At 59.8% G+C, this 16,065-nt stretch carries 17 protein-coding genes; 12 read left to right on the forward strand and 5 right to left on the reverse strand.

The window, feature by feature from the left end:
• The first annotated feature begins 27 nt into the window (after window positions 1-27).
• The 3 genes from proC to MK208_RS01130 are packed head-to-tail and all read left to right on the forward strand — an operon-like array spanning window position 28 to window position 2,127.
• On the forward strand, window positions 28-843 hold the full coding sequence (gene proC / locus MK208_RS01120) for a pyrroline-5-carboxylate reductase (RefSeq protein WP_294113061.1): 816 nt from the start codon (window positions 28-30) through the stop codon (window positions 841-843).
• Window positions 836-1,177, forward strand: a complete 342-nt coding sequence (locus MK208_RS01125; protein ID WP_294113062.1) for a tRNA-binding protein — start codon at window positions 836-838, stop codon at window positions 1,175-1,177. The genes proC and MK208_RS01125 overlap by 8 nt, the downstream gene beginning before the upstream one ends.
• Window positions 1,174-2,127, forward strand: a complete 954-nt coding sequence (locus MK208_RS01130; RefSeq protein ID WP_294113064.1) for a D-glycerate dehydrogenase — start codon at window positions 1,174-1,176, stop codon at window positions 2,125-2,127. The genes MK208_RS01125 and MK208_RS01130 overlap by 4 nt, the downstream gene beginning before the upstream one ends.
• Before the next feature lie 7 nt (window positions 2,128-2,134).
• On the opposite strand, the gene MK208_RS01135 is transcribed toward MK208_RS01130, so the two are convergent.
• Window positions 2,135-2,725 carry a thymidine kinase gene (locus tag MK208_RS01135; RefSeq protein WP_294113255.1) on the reverse strand — a complete coding sequence of 197 codons (591 nt, stop codon included), beginning with the start codon at window positions 2,723-2,725 and terminating at the stop codon, window positions 2,135-2,137.
• Between the two features lie 420 nt (window positions 2,726-3,145).
• On the opposite strand from MK208_RS01135, the gene MK208_RS01140 reads away from it, so the two are divergent.
• Complete coding sequence (locus MK208_RS01140) at window positions 3,146-3,604, forward strand: hypothetical protein (protein ID WP_294113065.1); 459 nt, start codon at window positions 3,146-3,148, stop codon at window positions 3,602-3,604.
• Between the two features lie 3 nt (window positions 3,605-3,607).
• On the forward strand, window positions 3,608-4,483 hold the full coding sequence (locus MK208_RS01145; protein WP_294113066.1) for an autoinducer binding domain-containing protein: 876 nt from the start codon (window positions 3,608-3,610) through the stop codon (window positions 4,481-4,483).
• Between the two features lie 367 nt (window positions 4,484-4,850).
• Here the strand turns inward: MK208_RS01145 and MK208_RS01150 are convergent, their stop codons facing one another.
• Together MK208_RS01150 and MK208_RS01155 are read right to left on the reverse strand one after the other, a co-directional pair.
• The gene (locus MK208_RS01150) at window positions 4,851-5,972 is read right to left on the reverse strand and encodes a beta-ketoacyl-ACP synthase III (RefSeq protein ID WP_294113069.1); all 1,122 of its coding nucleotides are present in this window, start codon (window positions 5,970-5,972) and stop codon (window positions 4,851-4,853) included.
• A 187-nt stretch (window positions 5,973-6,159) separates the two neighbouring features.
• Window positions 6,160-6,705, reverse strand: coding sequence for a TetR/AcrR family transcriptional regulator (locus MK208_RS01155; RefSeq protein WP_294113071.1), 546 nt, complete (start codon window positions 6,703-6,705; stop codon window positions 6,160-6,162).
• 161 nt (window positions 6,706-6,866) lie between these two features.
• Here MK208_RS01155 and MK208_RS01160 point away from each other — a divergent pair, with 161 nt between their 5' ends.
• Entirely contained in the window at window positions 6,867-7,280 is a 414-nt protein-coding gene (locus tag MK208_RS01160; RefSeq protein ID WP_294113074.1) for a hypothetical protein, read from the forward strand.
• Here MK208_RS01160 and truA read toward each other — a convergent pair.
• Window positions 7,277-8,041 carry a tRNA pseudouridine(38-40) synthase TruA gene (truA, locus tag MK208_RS01165; RefSeq protein ID WP_294113076.1) on the reverse strand — a complete coding sequence of 255 codons (765 nt, stop codon included), beginning with the start codon at window positions 8,039-8,041 and terminating at the stop codon, window positions 7,277-7,279. The genes MK208_RS01160 and truA overlap by 4 nt on opposite strands.
• A gap of 109 nt (window positions 8,042-8,150) precedes the next feature.
• On the opposite strand from truA, the gene MK208_RS01170 reads away from it, so the two are divergent.
• The 4 genes from MK208_RS01170 to MK208_RS01185 are packed head-to-tail and all read left to right on the forward strand — an operon-like array spanning window position 8,151 to window position 11,792.
• On the forward strand, window positions 8,151-9,563 hold the full coding sequence (locus MK208_RS01170) for a YcjX family protein (protein WP_294113078.1): 1,413 nt from the start codon (window positions 8,151-8,153) through the stop codon (window positions 9,561-9,563).
• An 8-nt stretch (window positions 9,564-9,571) separates the two neighbouring features.
• On the forward strand, window positions 9,572-10,015 hold the full coding sequence (locus MK208_RS01175) for a GNAT family N-acetyltransferase (RefSeq protein WP_294113080.1): 444 nt from the start codon (window positions 9,572-9,574) through the stop codon (window positions 10,013-10,015).
• Complete coding sequence (locus MK208_RS01180; RefSeq protein ID WP_294113082.1) at window positions 10,012-11,016, forward strand: TIGR01620 family protein; 1,005 nt, start codon at window positions 10,012-10,014, stop codon at window positions 11,014-11,016. Before MK208_RS01175 ends, MK208_RS01180 begins: the two co-directional genes overlap by 4 nt.
• A gap of 59 nt (window positions 11,017-11,075) precedes the next feature.
• Window positions 11,076-11,792 (forward strand): VIT1/CCC1 transporter family protein, encoded by a 717-nt coding sequence (locus tag MK208_RS01185; protein ID WP_294113083.1) that lies wholly within the window; start codon window positions 11,076-11,078, stop codon window positions 11,790-11,792.
• Between the two features lie 97 nt (window positions 11,793-11,889).
• Here the strand turns inward: MK208_RS01185 and MK208_RS01190 are convergent, their stop codons facing one another.
• Window positions 11,890-12,297, reverse strand: a complete 408-nt coding sequence (locus tag MK208_RS01190; RefSeq protein WP_294113085.1) for a group III truncated hemoglobin — start codon at window positions 12,295-12,297, stop codon at window positions 11,890-11,892.
• 314 nt (window positions 12,298-12,611) lie between these two features.
• On the opposite strand from MK208_RS01190, the gene MK208_RS01195 reads away from it, so the two are divergent.
• Window positions 12,612-12,809 (forward strand): hypothetical protein, encoded by a 198-nt coding sequence (locus MK208_RS01195; RefSeq protein WP_294113086.1) that lies wholly within the window; start codon window positions 12,612-12,614, stop codon window positions 12,807-12,809.
• A 316-nt stretch (window positions 12,810-13,125) separates the two neighbouring features.
• Complete coding sequence (ileS, locus tag MK208_RS01200; RefSeq protein ID WP_294113087.1) at window positions 13,126-16,056, forward strand: isoleucine--tRNA ligase; 2,931 nt, start codon at window positions 13,126-13,128, stop codon at window positions 16,054-16,056.
• Window positions 16,057-16,065: the final 9 nt, after the last annotated feature.

Below are 16,065 nucleotides of genomic sequence, written 5' to 3' on the forward strand. Positions count from 1 at the left end.
CCCCCAAAAGGATCAGAGGGGGCAATCATGAACATCAACGACGTGGCCAAACGGGGCCTGGTTCTGCTGGGGTGCGGCAAGATGGGATCGGCCATGCTGCAGGGCTGGCTGGCGGATGGATTGCCCGCAAGCAGCGTTTGGGTGCAGGACCCGTTTCCAAGCGATTGGGTGCAGAGCAGCGGCGTGCATGTGAACGCGGATTTGCCTGCGGCGCCGGCGATTGTGATTATCGCGGTGAAACCTCAAATGATGGCGGACGCGCTGCCGGTTCTGGCGGCGATGGGTAACGGCGAGACATTGTTTGTGTCGGTCGCGGCGGGTGTTTTCATCGCCACCTATGAGCAGATTTTGGGCGACCAGACGCCGATTGTGCGCGCCATGCCCAACACGCCAGCAGCGGTGAGCAAGGGCATCACCGCGATTGTCGGCAACGGCCCGGCGGGTGTCGCTGGACTGGACGCCTCCGAAGGCTTGTTGAAGGCCGTTGGGCAGGTGGTGCGGCTTGAGAACGAAGGCCAGATGGATGCGGTCACGGGGTTGAGCGGATCAGGGCCAGCGTATGTGTTTCACATGATCGAATGTATGGCTGCGGCGGGCGAGGCGCAGGGGTTGTCGCCAGAGTTGTCCATGGCGCTGGCCAAAGCCACGGTCGCGGGCGCAGGTGCGCTGGCTGAAACGGCAGAGGAGACGCCGGATCAGCTGCGGGTGAACGTGACCAGCCCCAATGGCACCACGCAGGCGGGCCTGGAGGTGCTGATGGACACATCCGATGGCCTGCCGCCGTTGATGATCAAAACCGTGGGCGCCGCCGCAGAGCGCAGCCGGGAGCTGGGCAATGGCTGATCAAATCGATTTTGACGACTTTCTGAAAGTCGACGTGCGCGTGGGCACTGTGGTGCAGGCGGAGCCTTACCCAGAGGCGCGCAAACCTGCGATCAAACTTTGGATTGATTTTGGCGAGGAGTTGGGCACGCGCAAGACGTCTGCGCAGATCACCGCGCATTACGACCCAGATATTTTGCTGGGCAAGCAGGTTCTGGCCGTGGTGAATTTCCCGCCGCGTCAAATCGGAAAATTTATGTCCGAGGTGCTGGTGCTGGGCCTGCCGGATTACGCCGGTGACATCACATTGATAGGCCCGGACGGGCCGGTCCCAAATGGAGGACGCCTACATTGAAAAGCCTTTTGATCACTCGCCCTTTGCCCGATGCGGTTCTGGAAAAAGCCCGCGGAACCTTCCAGACCACGGTGCGGCTCAACAATATGCCGATGCAAAGTGACGAGCTGCGCGACGCATTGCGCAACTTCGACATGGTGCTGCCGTCGCTGGGAGATGCGTTTGATGCGCCGGTGTTTGCGGATGTCGGAACGCCACGCTGCAAACTGCTGGCGAATTTCGGCGTGGGGTACAATCACATCGATGTGGAGGCGGCCGCCAAAGCCAATGTCTTGGTGAGCAACACGCCGGGCGCGGTGACCGATGCGACGGCGGATGTGGCGATGACTCTGATCCTGATGAGCGCGCGGCGTGCAGGCGAAGGCGAGCGGTTGGTGCGCAGTGGCCAATGGAAAGGCTGGCACCCCACACAGATGTTGGGGCTGCATGTGAGTGGCAAAACCGTGGGCATTGCGGGCATGGGCCGCATTGGCCAGGCGATTGCGCAGCGCTGCCACTATGGCTTTGGCATGGCGGTGAAATACTGGAACCGCTCGGAGAAAGACCTGCCATTCGAAGCAGAGCGGGTTGAAGATTTGGCGGCGTTGGCAGCGCAAGTGGATTTTGTGGTGGCGGCGGTGCCGGGCGGTGCGGAAACACAGCATCTGTTCAACGCAGAGGTCTTTGGCGCGATGCAGAGCCATGCGCATTTCATCAACATCTCTCGTGGGGAAGTGGTGAAAGAAAGCGCCTTGGTGGCCGCGTTGCAAAACAACGAAATTGGTGGCGCCGGTCTGGATGTGTATGAATTTGAGCCGCGCGTGCCGGATGCGTTGCGCAAGCTCGACAACGTCACGCTGTTGCCGCATCTCGGCACGGCAGCCTTGGAAATTCGCACCCAGATGGGCCTAATGGCGGTGGACAACCTGCTGGCCTATGAACAGGGCGAGACACCACCCAATCTGGTGTAATCAGGCGCTAGTCTTCGGCGGTGTCGCCCATGGCGGCGCGCCAATGGCGGCGGCAGAGGGACACGTAGCTCTCATTGCCGCCGATTTGCACCTGAGCCCCTTCCTGCAACACATTGCCGTGCTCATCCTGGCGCACGACCATGGTGGCTTTCTTGCCGCAATGACAAATGGTGCGGACCTCGCGCATTTCGTCTGCCAGCGCCAGAAGTGCGGCGGAGCCTGGGAAGAGTTTGCCCTGAAAATCTACCCGCAGCCCGTAGCACATCACCGGCACCTTCAGGTCGTCCACCGCGCGGGCCAGTTGCCAGACCTGCTCCTCGCTCAGGAATTGCGCCTCATCAATGAAGACGCAGGCCAAGGGTCCGGCGGCCAGACGTTTCTTGAGCACCTCGATCAGGTTGGTGGCGGAATCAAAGGTGTCGGCCTTGTCGGAAATGCCGATGCGGGAGGCGATGCGGCCTTCACCGGCGCGGTGATCTAGCTGCGCGGTAAGCAGGTAAGTCTGCATGCCGCGTTCGCGGTAGTTGTGGGACGCCTGCAGCAGCACGGTGGATTTGCCGGCGTTCATCGTGGAGTAGTTGAAGTAGAGCTTGGCCATGGCGGCGTGATAGGCCGCATTGGTGGCTAGGATCAAGAACACGTTGCGCAGATTGATGTGGAAAATTTGAGGCGTCGTATTGGTGTCGCGTTGCGCGCGTTTTAAATGTGAAACGCGACCCGTCACATCGTGGCATTGCCATGGGGATGATGAGGCCGGGTCGCGTGGCCTTAATGGCCAACGGTATGTGGGTGACAGACCACGCACCGTTTTCCTTGGGTCCGGCCCACCCGCCGGAAAACTAATACTTTCGGATCAATATCCGATTCACTCACAGTCGGATGTAATGCATCCGGTCTTTCTCAAATGCCAAATTCGGGTTAAGCGATGTATGGGAAAAGACTGGCCGCTTTCCCCTTAGAGGCGTCAGACCGCGTTTCTGAGGGGAGGTCTAAAGAGTAAACGGTTTGGGGAAGACATATGAGCGTGGTGGATAGCTACTTAAAGAAACACTCCGAGGCCCTGGTAAAAGACGTTGGAATCGAGGCGGCCTGTGAGCTGACCGGGAAATCCAAAGCCACGCTGGGCCGGTATTATTCCAGCCACGACGAACATGCGGATCGGTTTATGCCAATTGATGCGGTGGCGGCGCTGGAAGAGGCGGCGTCTTATCCGCATGTGACGGCTGCTCTGGCGGAGTTGAAAGGCAACTCGCTGAGCCATGACAAGCGGCGGCGCAATTCTGACGACAAAGGTGGGGTCAACTCTGACGTGATCGCGCTGAGCCAGCGGTTTGCGATGTTGATGGCGGAATATAACCAATCCATCGAGGACGGCATCATCACCGTGACCGAAGCCAAGCGGCTGTTGCGGGAGACCGTGGCGCTGCAGCAGGTGCTTGTGGATATGAAACTGCACCTCGAAGAGGAATCCGTTTAAGCGATGCGCGACCCCGCCGGGCGCCGTCCGCTTCTACAAGCGGAGCGTCACATTCCGGACTTGTTGCAAGGGTTTCTGGTGGATCTGGAAACCACGCAAAGCTCGGCGGAGGTCTGGACGCTGATTGTCGAGGTGGGGCGGACGCTGAATCTGCCTTTCATCGATTTTATCAGCGCGAGCAATTTTGAGGACTGGAAGAAGACGCTGTTCATCCGCACGTCTTATGACAGCACCTGGCTCAACACTTTCAACAAAGATCCGGATGTGGCCAAGTGGAGCTACTTCCGGATGCACGCGCTGCACCACCTGACGCCAATTGCGGTGGGGGTGGAGTTTCTCGATGAATACCACCACATGCCGCAAGCCCGCCATGAGGTGCTGGAAGAAGCCGCGCGGCGCGGGATGCGTGCAGGGTTTTCCATCCCGTTACGCTCACACGCGCCCCCTCAGGCAGCGTTGATCACTTTTTGCGGCGATCACAGCCAGCGGGAGATGAAGCACATCATCCAGACTCATGGCTGGGTGTTGCAGGCGGTGGCGATGATGGGGCATCAGACCTATCTGGCTCATTTTGCGGCGGAATTTACGGAACGGAACAAGATCTCCGACAAACAGCGGGAGTTGTTGGAGATGATTGGCGGCGGCCTGCAGGACAAGGTGATTGCCGAGCGGTTGGGGGTGTCCGTGTCTGCAGTGCGCCAGCGGATGAACAACATTCTGAGCAAGACTGGCCTGTCCAATCGGGCAGATCTGGCGGCGCTGGCGATGAGTGCCGGGCTGGTGGAAGATCCGTTGCACCGGATGAGTGACGATGATGGCAGTATCCTTGTGGAAATGGGGGTGCCCACCACCACAAAGGCGCGGTATTGGCACCGATAGGCGGCGCAATGCAACGAAATAGGGTGGCCCAAATCCTCGGACCACCCCTCGTCATAAAAAGACCTATAGGGAAAAATGTGCACGGGTGTGCATATAAACCTCCGCACGGGACAGCGCAGAGCGGAAGGGGATCAGTAGACTATCACTTCACGAACCCCTTGTCTCAGAATGCCTGGGGAAGCATCACGGCGAGACAACGGCTCCCTCCAAGGACCATGCTAGCGCAAATTGGTCTTACTGTCTCTTGTTCACAACTCGGCAACCATTGCTACCACACCTACCAATTGTGATAGGTTTTGTCGCTCAGGCTGTTAAAAATAGCAGTCTGCGCACCGTAGTATACCGAAGATTTCGAATCGTTGGCGTGTTACTGGCGCTTCACAAGCACCGAGCCAACGGAATAGCCCGCGCCAAAGGAGCAGATCACGCCATGGTCACCGGGCTCTAAGTCAGCCGAATACTTCGAGAAAGCGATGATCGAGCCGGCGGAGGAGGTGTTGGCGTAATCTTGCAGAATGTTGGGCTGCTCATCACCTTCCGGCGTGCGGCCCAAGACCTTTTTGCCAATAAAATCGTTCATCGACTTGTTGGCCTGATGCAGCCAGAGACGACGTAGGTTGTCTGGTGCCACGCCTTCGGCCTCGATATGTGCCAGCATATGGGCAGACACCATTGGAACCACCTCTTTGAAGACCTTGCGGCCGTTTTGCATAAACTGCATGTCGCGGCGGTCCACCACGCCATCTAGGCGGGAGCGGCGCAAGAAGCCGTTGTTGTTGCGGATGTTGTTGGAGAACTGTGTGGCGCAGCGGGTCGAGATGATCTCGAAATAGGCGCCTTTGGCGTCCTCGGAGCGTTCGATCACGGTGGCAGTGCAAACGTCGCCAAAGATGAAGTGGCAGTCGCGGTCGCGCCATTCCAGGTGGCCGGAGCAGATTTCCGGGTTCACGACGATGGCTTTGCGCACGGAGCCGGAGCGGATCATATCCGCGGCGGCTTGCAGGCCAAAGGTGGCGGAAGAACAGGCCACGTTCATGTCAAAGGCAAAGCCGCCCGCGCCCAGTTCTTTCTGTATTTCAATCGCGACAGCCGGATAGGCGCGCTCCATGTTGGAGGCGGCACAGATCACCAGATCGATCTCGGACGCGTCCACGCCAGCCTGCGCCAGGGCTTTGCCACAGGCATCCAGGGCCATTTCGGTCATTACGCCCGGTTCATCGTCGCTGCGTTGGCGCAGCAGCGGGTGCATCACGTCAGGATTCAGCACGCCTTCCTTGTCCAGCACATGACGTTGCTCGATGCCGGAAGCTTTGAAAATGAACTCACTGGAGGAATGTTGCAGCGGCGCCATCTCGCCGGCGGCAATGGCCTTGGCGTTTTGGGCGTTCATCTTGTCAGCATAGGCATTAAAGGCCTCCACAAGCTCGTCATTGGTGATGATCTGCTCTGGGGTGAAAACACCGGTGCCGGTGATGGCAGGCTGAAACATACTGGGCCTCACTAAGTTCTGGTGGGGCGCAGCTAGGCGTTATTTGCACCAAAAGGTCAAGAGTTTCCCCTGGGGCAGGTTGGGCATCGGCCTTGTTTTGCTGATTGGCGGAAGGAAGAGGGGGCCAGCCCCCGCGCTTGCGGTGGCAAGCGCTCCCCCGGGATATTTGGGGAAGGAGAAGGCGGGGTTAAGGCAACGCCTTGCGGATCTGATCCGCGAGACGGGCTTTGAGGGTGGTGGGAGCCGTGGCTGCGCGGGTTTCGATGTGGTCGCGCACAATCGCAAAAGCGCCGCCGATGCAGAAGGTCACGGTTGTGGCCGTTGCGGTAATGCCCTTCGCGGTGAGTTCGTGAGCCAGCAAAGCTTCGAGGGCTTTGGTGAAGCGGGAAAACAGCACGAGGTCAGACTGGCTGCGCGACACACGCATGAAGAAGCCGGGGTTTCCCAGGATGTGGTCCACCATCCAATCTGTGGTGACAAAAGTGCCGGACGCGGTGGTGTTGGTTTCTGCCAATGGCCGCAGGTCGCCCAGAACCGTGGAGAAGCCAAAGTCGAGCAGGTCGAGCTTGGTGTCAAAATGCGCATAAAACGATGAGCGTGCCACGTCGCCGCGCGCGCAGATCATCTTGATGGTGATGTCGTCCCAGCTGTGGCTCTGCAACAGGCCTTGCAGCGCGGTCCACAGGGCGTTTTGAGTGCGGGCAATACGGCGATCTGGCGATTTTTCGGACACGGTTGGCTCTTGGTGTTGGAAAACGGTCAGCTTGTGCGTGGCGTGTCGTTCTTTGAGAGAAAACAACGGGCTAGTGGCGGGTGTGAGCTCGATACAGAAGCCTGCGCGTGCACGCCACCGGAATGTGGGGCCGCGACGGGAACAATACAGGAGAAAAAGCGATGACACCCGAGCGTTATGTGACCTTGCAGAAGGGCGTATGTATCTACGATGTTTTGGCGCTGTTGCCGTTTGCGCTGCCGTTTGTGAATGTGCAGCATTTGGCAACCATGGGGCAGGTCAACGGGCTGCTCGGCGGGGATGTCTGGCCGGTGTTTGATCCGATCCAGTTGATGATGGTGCAGCTGCTCGGCGTGATAGGCACCGGATGGACGGTGTGGCGCTGGCGCAATGTCTCACGTGAGATTGGGGTGTTTGAAGGCGGCTTGCGCCTGTGGGTGACGGCAACGCTTTTGTGGGCGTTTGCGCAGGTGGGGCAGCCGCTGTTGTTGGTGTTTGCCGGGATCGACGTGGTGTTTGGTGCTGCGCTTTTGATGGGGCTTCGACTACGGGAAATCCAACCGACAACCGTTTAGAACGGCGCGTCAGGATAGGTGACGCCCGCCAGATACAGGCCTTGGGGCGGGCAGACCGGGCCGCAGGCGGCGCGGTCGCGGGCGGTGAGCGCGGCGGTCACGTCGTCTGGCGTCCAGGCCCCCGCGCCCACGCGCTCGAGTGTGCCGACAAAGCTGCGCACCTGATTGTGCAGGAAAGAGCGGGCGCGGACGTGGAAATGGATTTCCGGGCCGCCGATGGTGTCGACATGCTCGATGCGGAGTTCATCCAGGGTTTTCTGCGGGCTGGCAGCCTGACAGATCGAGCTGCGGAAGGTGGTGAAGTCGTGGTTGCCGATCAGACGATCTGCCCCGGCCTGCATGGCCTCAGCGGCCAGATCATGTTTGACCTGCCAGACCAGCCCGGCTTGATGGGTGGCCGGGGCCCGGCGCATCAGGATACGGAAGAGATAACGCCGTTCTGTGGCGGAAAAGCGGGCGTGCCAATCATCTGACACTTTGGCGCAGTTGGTGATCGCCACCGGGGCCGGTTTGAGTTGGAAGTTCAGTGCTTCCGAGAGGCGGAACGGGTCCCAGTCTTTTTCCATGTCGCAATGGGCCACTTGTGCCAGCCCATGCACGCCCGCATCGGTGCGGCCAGCGGCGGCGATGGTGTGCTCGCGCGGTTCAAGTTTCGCCAAAGCATCTTCAATAGCGCCTTGCACAGAAGGCTGGTCCGCCTGCCTTTGCCAGCCGGCAAAAGGGGTTCCGTGGTATTCAACTTGCAAGGCGTATCTGGGCATGGCGCGTGCGATAGCCGATTGGGCGGGGAAATTGAAGCCTTTCTGCCCACTGGAAATGGCCTTGGGGCACGCTTAGGTTGGGGGCGAACCATGTAAAGGGGCCAAAAGCTTGGTCATTTCCACACTTGCGGACGGGGTGGCCCGTCAGATTGAAGCGGCTTCAGATGCTGTCACAGGCGTGTTTGAGCCGGTGGTGCGGCTGGGTGTGACTGGATTGGCGCGCTCTGGCAAGACGGTGTTTATCACCTCGCTGGTGGCGAATTTGCTCGATCGCGGACGTATGCCGCAGCTGGTGGCCAATGCCGAAGGGCGCATTGAAGCCGCATTTTTGCAGCCACAGCCAGATGATTTGGTGCCGAGATTTGATTTTGAAACCCATCTGGCGGCGATGACAGGGCAAACACCCCAGTGGCCGGAGAGCACGAGGGCGATCAGCGAGTTGCGAGTTTCGTTGCGGGTGCGACCCAATGGGCTGTTGTCCGGCTTTCAAGGCGCGCGGACGGTGCATCTGGATATTGTCGATTATCCGGGGGAGTGGCTGCTGGACCTTGGCCTGATGGACAAGAGCTTTGCGCAGTGGAGTGCGGAGGTTTTGGAGCGTCTCCAAGGGCGTAATGAAGCGGCGGAATATCTCGGGCTGGTGTCGGCAATGGATGGCGGCGCTGATTTGGATGAGCCGAAGGCGCAGGCTTTGGCGGCGGCCTTCACGGAGTATCTGCACGCGGCGCGCGGTGCTGGCTATTCGGATTGTACACCGGGGCGGTTCTTGCTGCCCGGAGATTTGGCCGGATCACCTGTGTTGACCTTTGCGCCGATGGCGGCGGCAGAGAAACCGGGGCGGCGCTCGATGTGGCGCACGTTTGAGAAGCGGTTTGAGGCCTATAAGGCGCAGGTGGTGAAGCCGTTCTTTCGCGATCATTTCGCGCGCATTGACCGGCAGGTTGTACTGGTCGACGTGCTGGGCGCGATCCACGCCGGGCCGCGTGCAGTCGAAGATATGCGGGGAGGGTTGGCAGACACGCTGGCGGCGTTTCGGCCTGGAAGAAATGCGTTTCTGACACGGCTGCTGATGGGTAAACGGGTGGAGAAAATCCTGTTTGCGGCGACCAAGGCGGACCATTTGCATCACAGCCAGCACCCGCAGCTGACCAATATCATGCAGGCATTGACCCGCGAGGCGGCGGACCGAGCACAGTTTGCAGGGGCCAAGACAGAAGCGCTGTCTTTGGCGTCGTTGCGGGCTACGGTGGAGGAAACGGTGACGCACGAGGGGCGCAAATTGGATTGTGTGCGCGGGCGCCTGTTGGAAGATGGGCGGCAGGCAGCGTTTTATCCTGGCGCCTTGCCGCAGGACGCCAGCGCCTTGCTCACCCCGGCCAAGGCGGGGGCGGAGCGTTGGTTGGAACAAGACTATCAGGTGATGAAATTTGCGCCTGCTGCCAACACGTTGCGTCCCGGTGACGGCCCGCCGCATATCCGCATGGATCGCGCGGCGCAGTTTTTGATTGGGGATGTGTTGTGAGTGGTGTGATGCGTAAAGCAGAGCCGGGGGATGCCGCAGCTATGGCGGTAGTTCTGCAAGGCTGGCTGGTAGACACGCCTTGGATGCCGGTGTTGCATACCTTGGCCGACACGGAAGCGTTTTGCGGGCATTTAACCAAGGCAACGGATTGTTGGGTGGCTGTGGATGCCGAGCAAGTGTTGGGGTTTGTGGCGCGGGGCAAGGATTGGGTCACGGCATTGTATTTGGCACCAGACGCGCGGGGGCGTGGGATCGGGGCGACGTTGTTGGCGCAGGCCAAGGCGGGGCGCGATGCACTCCAGCTATGGTGTTTTCAGAGCAACGCGGGCGCGCGTCGGTTTTATGAGCGTCACGGTTTTGTGGCGGAAGAGTTCACGGATGGCGCGGGTAATGATGAGAAATTGCCGGACGTCCGATATGTGTGGCGCAGTGGGCAGGAGATCAGCCAATGACCAACGGGCCGGTTTTGATCGAGCTTGAGGACCAAGCAGCACCAGAGGTGGCCGATGCCGCGCCGGTGCCAGAGGTGCATGCGCCAGCGCCCAGCGGGCAGGCGATGCAGGTGGCGGCGCAATTGGCGGCGCGCAAGCCCAGCCGGTTGACGCGGTGGTTCTGGGCGCTGGTGGGGATGTTCTTGAGCGCGGCTGTGTCTATGGCTGCTTGGGACTTTGCCACGGGGCTGGTGGCGCGCAACACGTACCTCGGTTGGGCGATTATGGTGATCGGTGGGGCGGCGCTTTTGCTGGCGGTGTTGATCATCCTGAAAGAGCTGGCCGGTCTGGCGCGGCTTAAGCGCGTGGATGGCCTGAAGGCCCGCGCAGATGCGGCGACGCAGAGCCACGAGATGGGGCAGGCACGCGACATAGTGGACGCGTTGCTGCGGTTTTATCGCGGGCGCGAGGATTTGGCCTGGGGGCGTGACAGCCTGACGAAACAGCGCAATGAAGTGCTGGACGCAGATGCTTTGATGGACTTGGCAGAGCGCGAATTGATGCTGCCGCTGGACAAGGCGGCGCAGTTGGAAGTGGAGGCAGCCGCACGCCAAGTTGCGGCGGTGACCGCTTTGGTGCCGTTGGCCCTGGCGGATGTGGTGGCGGCGTTGACCTCCAACGTCCGCATGATCCGGCGGATTGCGGAGATTTATGGCGGGCGCTCAGGCACGTTGGGCAGTTGGCGGCTGTTCCGGGCTGTGATGACCCATTTGGTGGCCACCGGCGCGGTGGCGGCGGGTGATGATCTGATCGGGACCATTGCCGGTGGCGGCGCCTTGGCAAAGCTGAGCCGGCGTTTTGGTGAGGGCATCGTGAACGGGGCTTTGACGGCCCGTGTGGGCGTGGCCGCCATGGAAGTGTGTCGCCCTTTGCCGTTTGGAGAGGGACGTCGGCCTTCTGTCGCGGGCTTGGTGAAACGCGCGCTGACCGGGCTTTTCACAAAGAGTAACGGCGCAGTGTGACGCCCCGGTCATTTGATCGGGGTAAAGACGGCAGCCTATGGGCGTGTTAGCCTTCTGGCATGAGCCAAACCCACGGGCATAGCCAACAAGAGATTGAAGACCGGATTGCCAACCCGCCAGGGCGGGGGCTTTTGCGGGATGTGGTCTATGGTGGGATTGATGGGTCGGTCACAACCTTTGCCATTGTGGCGGGGGTGGCTGGGGCAGGTCTGTCCCCCTTTGTGATTGTCGCGCTGGGCATTGCCAATGTGCTCGCAGATGGGTTTTCCATGGCAGCGGGCAACTTTCTGGGCACCAAAGCAGAGCTGGATGACGCTAAGCGTTTGCGGGCTGTGGAGAAGAGGCATCTGACGGAGCATCCGCGCGGGGAGCGGCGGGAGATCCGGGAGATTTTGCGTCTGAAAGGGCTGGACGGAGAGGTTCTGGAGGCGGCAACGGATGCGATTGTGGCCAATGAGGAGGCCGCTGTTCAGCTGATGTTGGAAGGGGAGTACGGCCTAGCAGGCTTTGACCCGCATCCGCACCGCGCGGCGATTGCGACGTTTCTGGCCTTCTTGGTGGCCGGGCTGATCCCTCTGCTGCCATTTCTGTTTGGCGTGCCGGAGGCGTTTCGGGTGTCTGCCGTGCTGACCTGTGCCACCTTCTTTGGCATCGGTGCGATGAAGGCCAAGTGGTCACTCGATCCCTGGTGGCGGTCTGGATTGGAGACCTTGGCGATTGGCGGCGTGGCAGCGGCGATTGCTTACGGCGTGGGCAGCTTGTTTAACGTGGGGTGACAGTGCTGAGAGCGCGCATGACCCTGGGTGGGGACCGCAGGCGCCCTCCCGCTGGAAGGGTCGGGCGCGTCCCGTGCTTGCAGCACGTGACCCTTGGTCACCGTAAAATCGGCACGCCGCCGGGGCCTTTCATCTTTTCGACCACACCGGCGCGCAGGCTGCGGCCAATGCGATGGGCCAGCGCCGACCAGGCCACGGCCTGATCCTCGCGCAGCTCCTCGCGCAGGGTCAGATCAAACAACGCAAGCCACGTCTCAAACATGCCGGGGCGCACATTGCCGGCGTCGCGGTGCACTTTCAGAGGATTCGCGCTGTAAGAGCGTTCATGCAGAATCGCATTGGCCCAGAAATCGACAATCTTGGCTTCATGCTTGGGCCAGTCATCGACGTGCACGGCAAAAACTGGCCCCAATCCGGGGTGCTGCCGGATGAGTTCATAAAATGCACCTACAACGCGAGCGATGTCGTCACGGGTCACATCAAATTTCGGGGGCAAGGTGGCCATGCGCCAAACTCCTTTTTTTCTTAGGTAATTTTCAATGGGAGAAGTTGCAACTGCAAGGCGCTCGCAACTGCAGCAATTTGAGAGATTTTGTCGGGTTTCTTATAAGCAAAAAAGTCAGGATTGGTTGTTGAGTAAATCACTCAAGTAATTGAAAATAAACAATAAAATACTTGCAGGATGATTTGAGTGGTCCTATATCTAAGTCATCAAAGAGACACGGGGATACCTTGCTTCCCCAAAGCCGCCAGATCAGCGACGCAGCCAGCCAAACGCCAGCCACGCAGCCAGATCGGCACGCCAAAATGGAGAGAGCCATGACTGACAAAGCTTGCAACGTATGCGCGTTTTTTGACAACGAAGCTGTGAAGCAGACTTCTGCAAAAGAAACCGGTGGTCTGTGCCGCTTCAATGCGCCGACCTTCCTCACTGAAGAGGAGATGCACGGTGACGCACATTGGCCGGTTGTAAAGAACAACGACTGGTGTGGCAGCTTCGAAGGCCAAGCCGCTTAAGACATCAGATCAGCAAGCCAGATCCAGCCACGCAGCCAGCCCAATGCCAGCCACGTCGCAAGGTCCAGCCAGCCAATCTGTGAAGACGAAAGAGGGTGCGCGTTGCGTGCCCTCTTTTGCGTTGCGGGCTGAGGCGACTATGGCTTTACCCTGCGCGTGCTGCGGCCTATAAGGCGGCTATGACGCAGATATTCGCAATTATTATTCGAATTATCAGCCCGGCGCTCTAACTGTTCGAGCCGCCGGGACAAGGCGTATGGAAGACCGCGCCGACCCTAGACCATTCCAGATACGACGCCTGAAAAGGACCGGACACATGTGTGCCGAAACACCTGACTACAAAGATACGCTGAACCTCCCCAAAACCGACTTCCCGATGCGCGCTGGCCTGCCCAAGCGTGAGCCTGCGTGGCTGGAACGTTGGGAGAAGATCGGCGTCTATGACCGTCTGCGCGAGAAAGAAGGCCGGGAGCCGTTTATCCTGCATGACGGCCCGCCCTATGCCAACGGTCACCTGCACATCGGCCACGCGCTGAACAAAACCATTAAAGACATGATCGTGCGCTCCCATCAGATGATGGGCAAAGACGCGCGGTATGTGCCGGGTTGGGACTGTCACGGCCTGCCGATCGAGTGGAAGATCGAGGAGCAGTACCGCAAGAAGGGCAAAGACAAAGACGCCGTGGATGTGGTGGAGTTCCGTCAGGAATGCCGCAAGTTTGCCGAGGGCTGGATCGACATCCAGCGTGAGGAGTTCAAACGTCTGGGCATCACCGGCAACTGGCCTGATCCTTACATCACCATGGACTATCACGCTGAGGCTGTGATCGCCGATGAGTTCATGAAGTTCCTGATGAACGGCACGCTCTATCAAGGCTCCAAACCTGTGATGTGGTCGCCGGTGGAGAAAACCGCGCTGGCCGAGGCCGAGGTGGAATACCACGACAAAGAGAGCTTCACGATCTGGGTGAAGTTCAAAGTGGCGGAGCCTGCCGATCACAAGCTGGCCGGTGCTTATGTGGTGATCTGGACCACAACGCCTTGGACGATCCCGTCCAACAAAGCGGTCGTGTTTGGTCAGGACATTGCCTATGGCCTCTATGAAGTGACCGGCACGCCTGAGGAAAGCTGGGCCAATGTTGGTGACCGCTTTGTGCTGGCGGACAATCTTGCGGGCGATGTGATGCAGCGCGCGCGTCTGGACGAGAGCATGTGGAAACGCGTCGGTGACGTGCCGGTGAGCGATCTTGAAGGTGTTGGCTTGGCGCACCCGCTGAATGGCGCCGAGGGTGGCGAAGGCGAATGGGACGATCTGCGTGATTTCCGCGCGGCACCGTTTGTGACCGACACCGAAGGCACCGGCTTTGTGCACTGTGCGCCGTCCCACGGTATGGAGGAATTTGAACTCTACCGTGACCTCGGCATGCTGGAGCAGATGATCACCTATAACGTCATGGACGACGGCGGCTTCCGCGCCGACCTGCCGTTCTTTGGCAGCACCTACATCCTGAACCGCAAAGGCAAGGAAGGCGACGCCAACAAGAAGATCATCGACAAGCTGGTCGAAGTGGGCGGTCTGCTGGCGCGGGGCAAGATCAAGCACAGCTATCCGCATTCTTGGCGCTCCAAAGCCCCGATCATCTATCGCAACACGCCGCAGTGGTTTGCCTCTGTGGATCGTAAGCTGGATGACGGCATGGGCGAGATGGGCGACAGCATCCGCGAACGCGCGCTGCGCTCCATCGATGAGCTGGTGAAATGGACCCCGCAAAAGGGTCGCAACCGCCTGTTCTCGATGATCGAAGACCGCCCGGATTGGGTGCTGTCCCGTCAGCGCGCCTGGGGTGTGCCGCTGACCTGCTTTGTCAAAAAGGGCGCTCTGCCAACCGACGAAGGCTTCCTGCTGCGCGATCCCGAGGTGAACGCGCGCGTGAAGGCGGCCTTTGAGGAAGAAGGTGCGGATTGCTGGTACCTGGACGGCGCCAAAGAGCGCTTCCTGGGTGACAAGTACAACGCGGATGAGTGGGAGCAGGTGTTTGACGTGCTCGACGTGTGGTTTGACTCCGGTTCGACCCACGCCTTTGTGCTGCGCGACCGTGAAGACGGCGTGGCCGACGGCATTGCGGATGTCTACATGGAAGGCACCGACCAGCACCGTGGCTGGTTCCACAGCTCGCTTCTGCAGGCCTGTGGCACCAAGGGCCGCGCGCCTTACCGCAATGTGGTGACACACGGGTTCACGCTGGACGAGAAGGGCAACAAGATGTCCAAATCGCTCGGCAACACCATTGTGCCCGAGAAAGTTGTGCAGCAGTACGGCGCAGATATCCTGCGTTTGTGGGTGGCTCAGACTGATTACACTGCCGATCAGCGGATTGGTCCGGAAATCCTGAAAGGCGTGGCGGACAGCTATCGCCGTCTGCGCAACACCATGCGCTTCATGATGGGCTCGCTCAGCGACTTCACTGAGGCGGATCGCGTGGATCCGGCGGATATGCCGGAACTGGAGCGTTGGGTGTTGCACCGTCTGGCGGAGCTGGATCATCAGGTGCGCAAGGGCTATGCGGAGTTCAACTTCCAGGGCGTTGTCTCTGCGGTGTTCAACTTTGCCACTGTGGAGCTGTCATCCTTCTATTTCGATATCCGCAAGGATGCGCTCTATTGTGACGGCAACACGCTGCGCCGTCGCTCTGCGCGCACGGTGCTGGACATTCTGTTCCATCGCCTGACCACCTGGCTGTCGCCGGTGCTGGTGTTCACCATGGAAGAGGTCTGGCTCGAGCGGTTCCCAGGGGACGACAGTTCCGTACATCTCGTGGACTTCCCGGATACGCCGGCGGATTGGATTGACGAGCCACTGGCCGCGAAATGGGCCAAGGTGCGCGAAGTGCGCCGCGTGGTAACTGCTGCGCTGGAAATCCAGCGGACCAACAAGGTGATTGGGGCGTCGCTTGAGGCCGCACCGGTTGTGCACGTGCGCGAAACGGATGTGGTTGAAGCGCTCAAAACCGTTGAGTTTGCCGATGTCTGCATCACGTCCGACATCTCGGTGACCAACGATCCAATGCCAGCCGAAGCCTTCCGCATGCCGGAAGTCGAAGGTGTGGGCGTGGTCTTTGAGAAAGCGCAGGGGCAGAAATGTCAGCGCAGCTGGAAGATCCTGCCAGATGTGGGTCAGCACAAGTATCCGGGCGTTTGCAAACGCTGTAGCGATGCTCTGGAAGAGATGGGCTACCCACTGAGCTAATTTGCGCTC

Source organism: Shimia sp. (assembly GCF_022448905.1).
GTDB lineage: Bacteria > Pseudomonadota > Alphaproteobacteria > Rhodobacterales > Rhodobacteraceae > Shimia.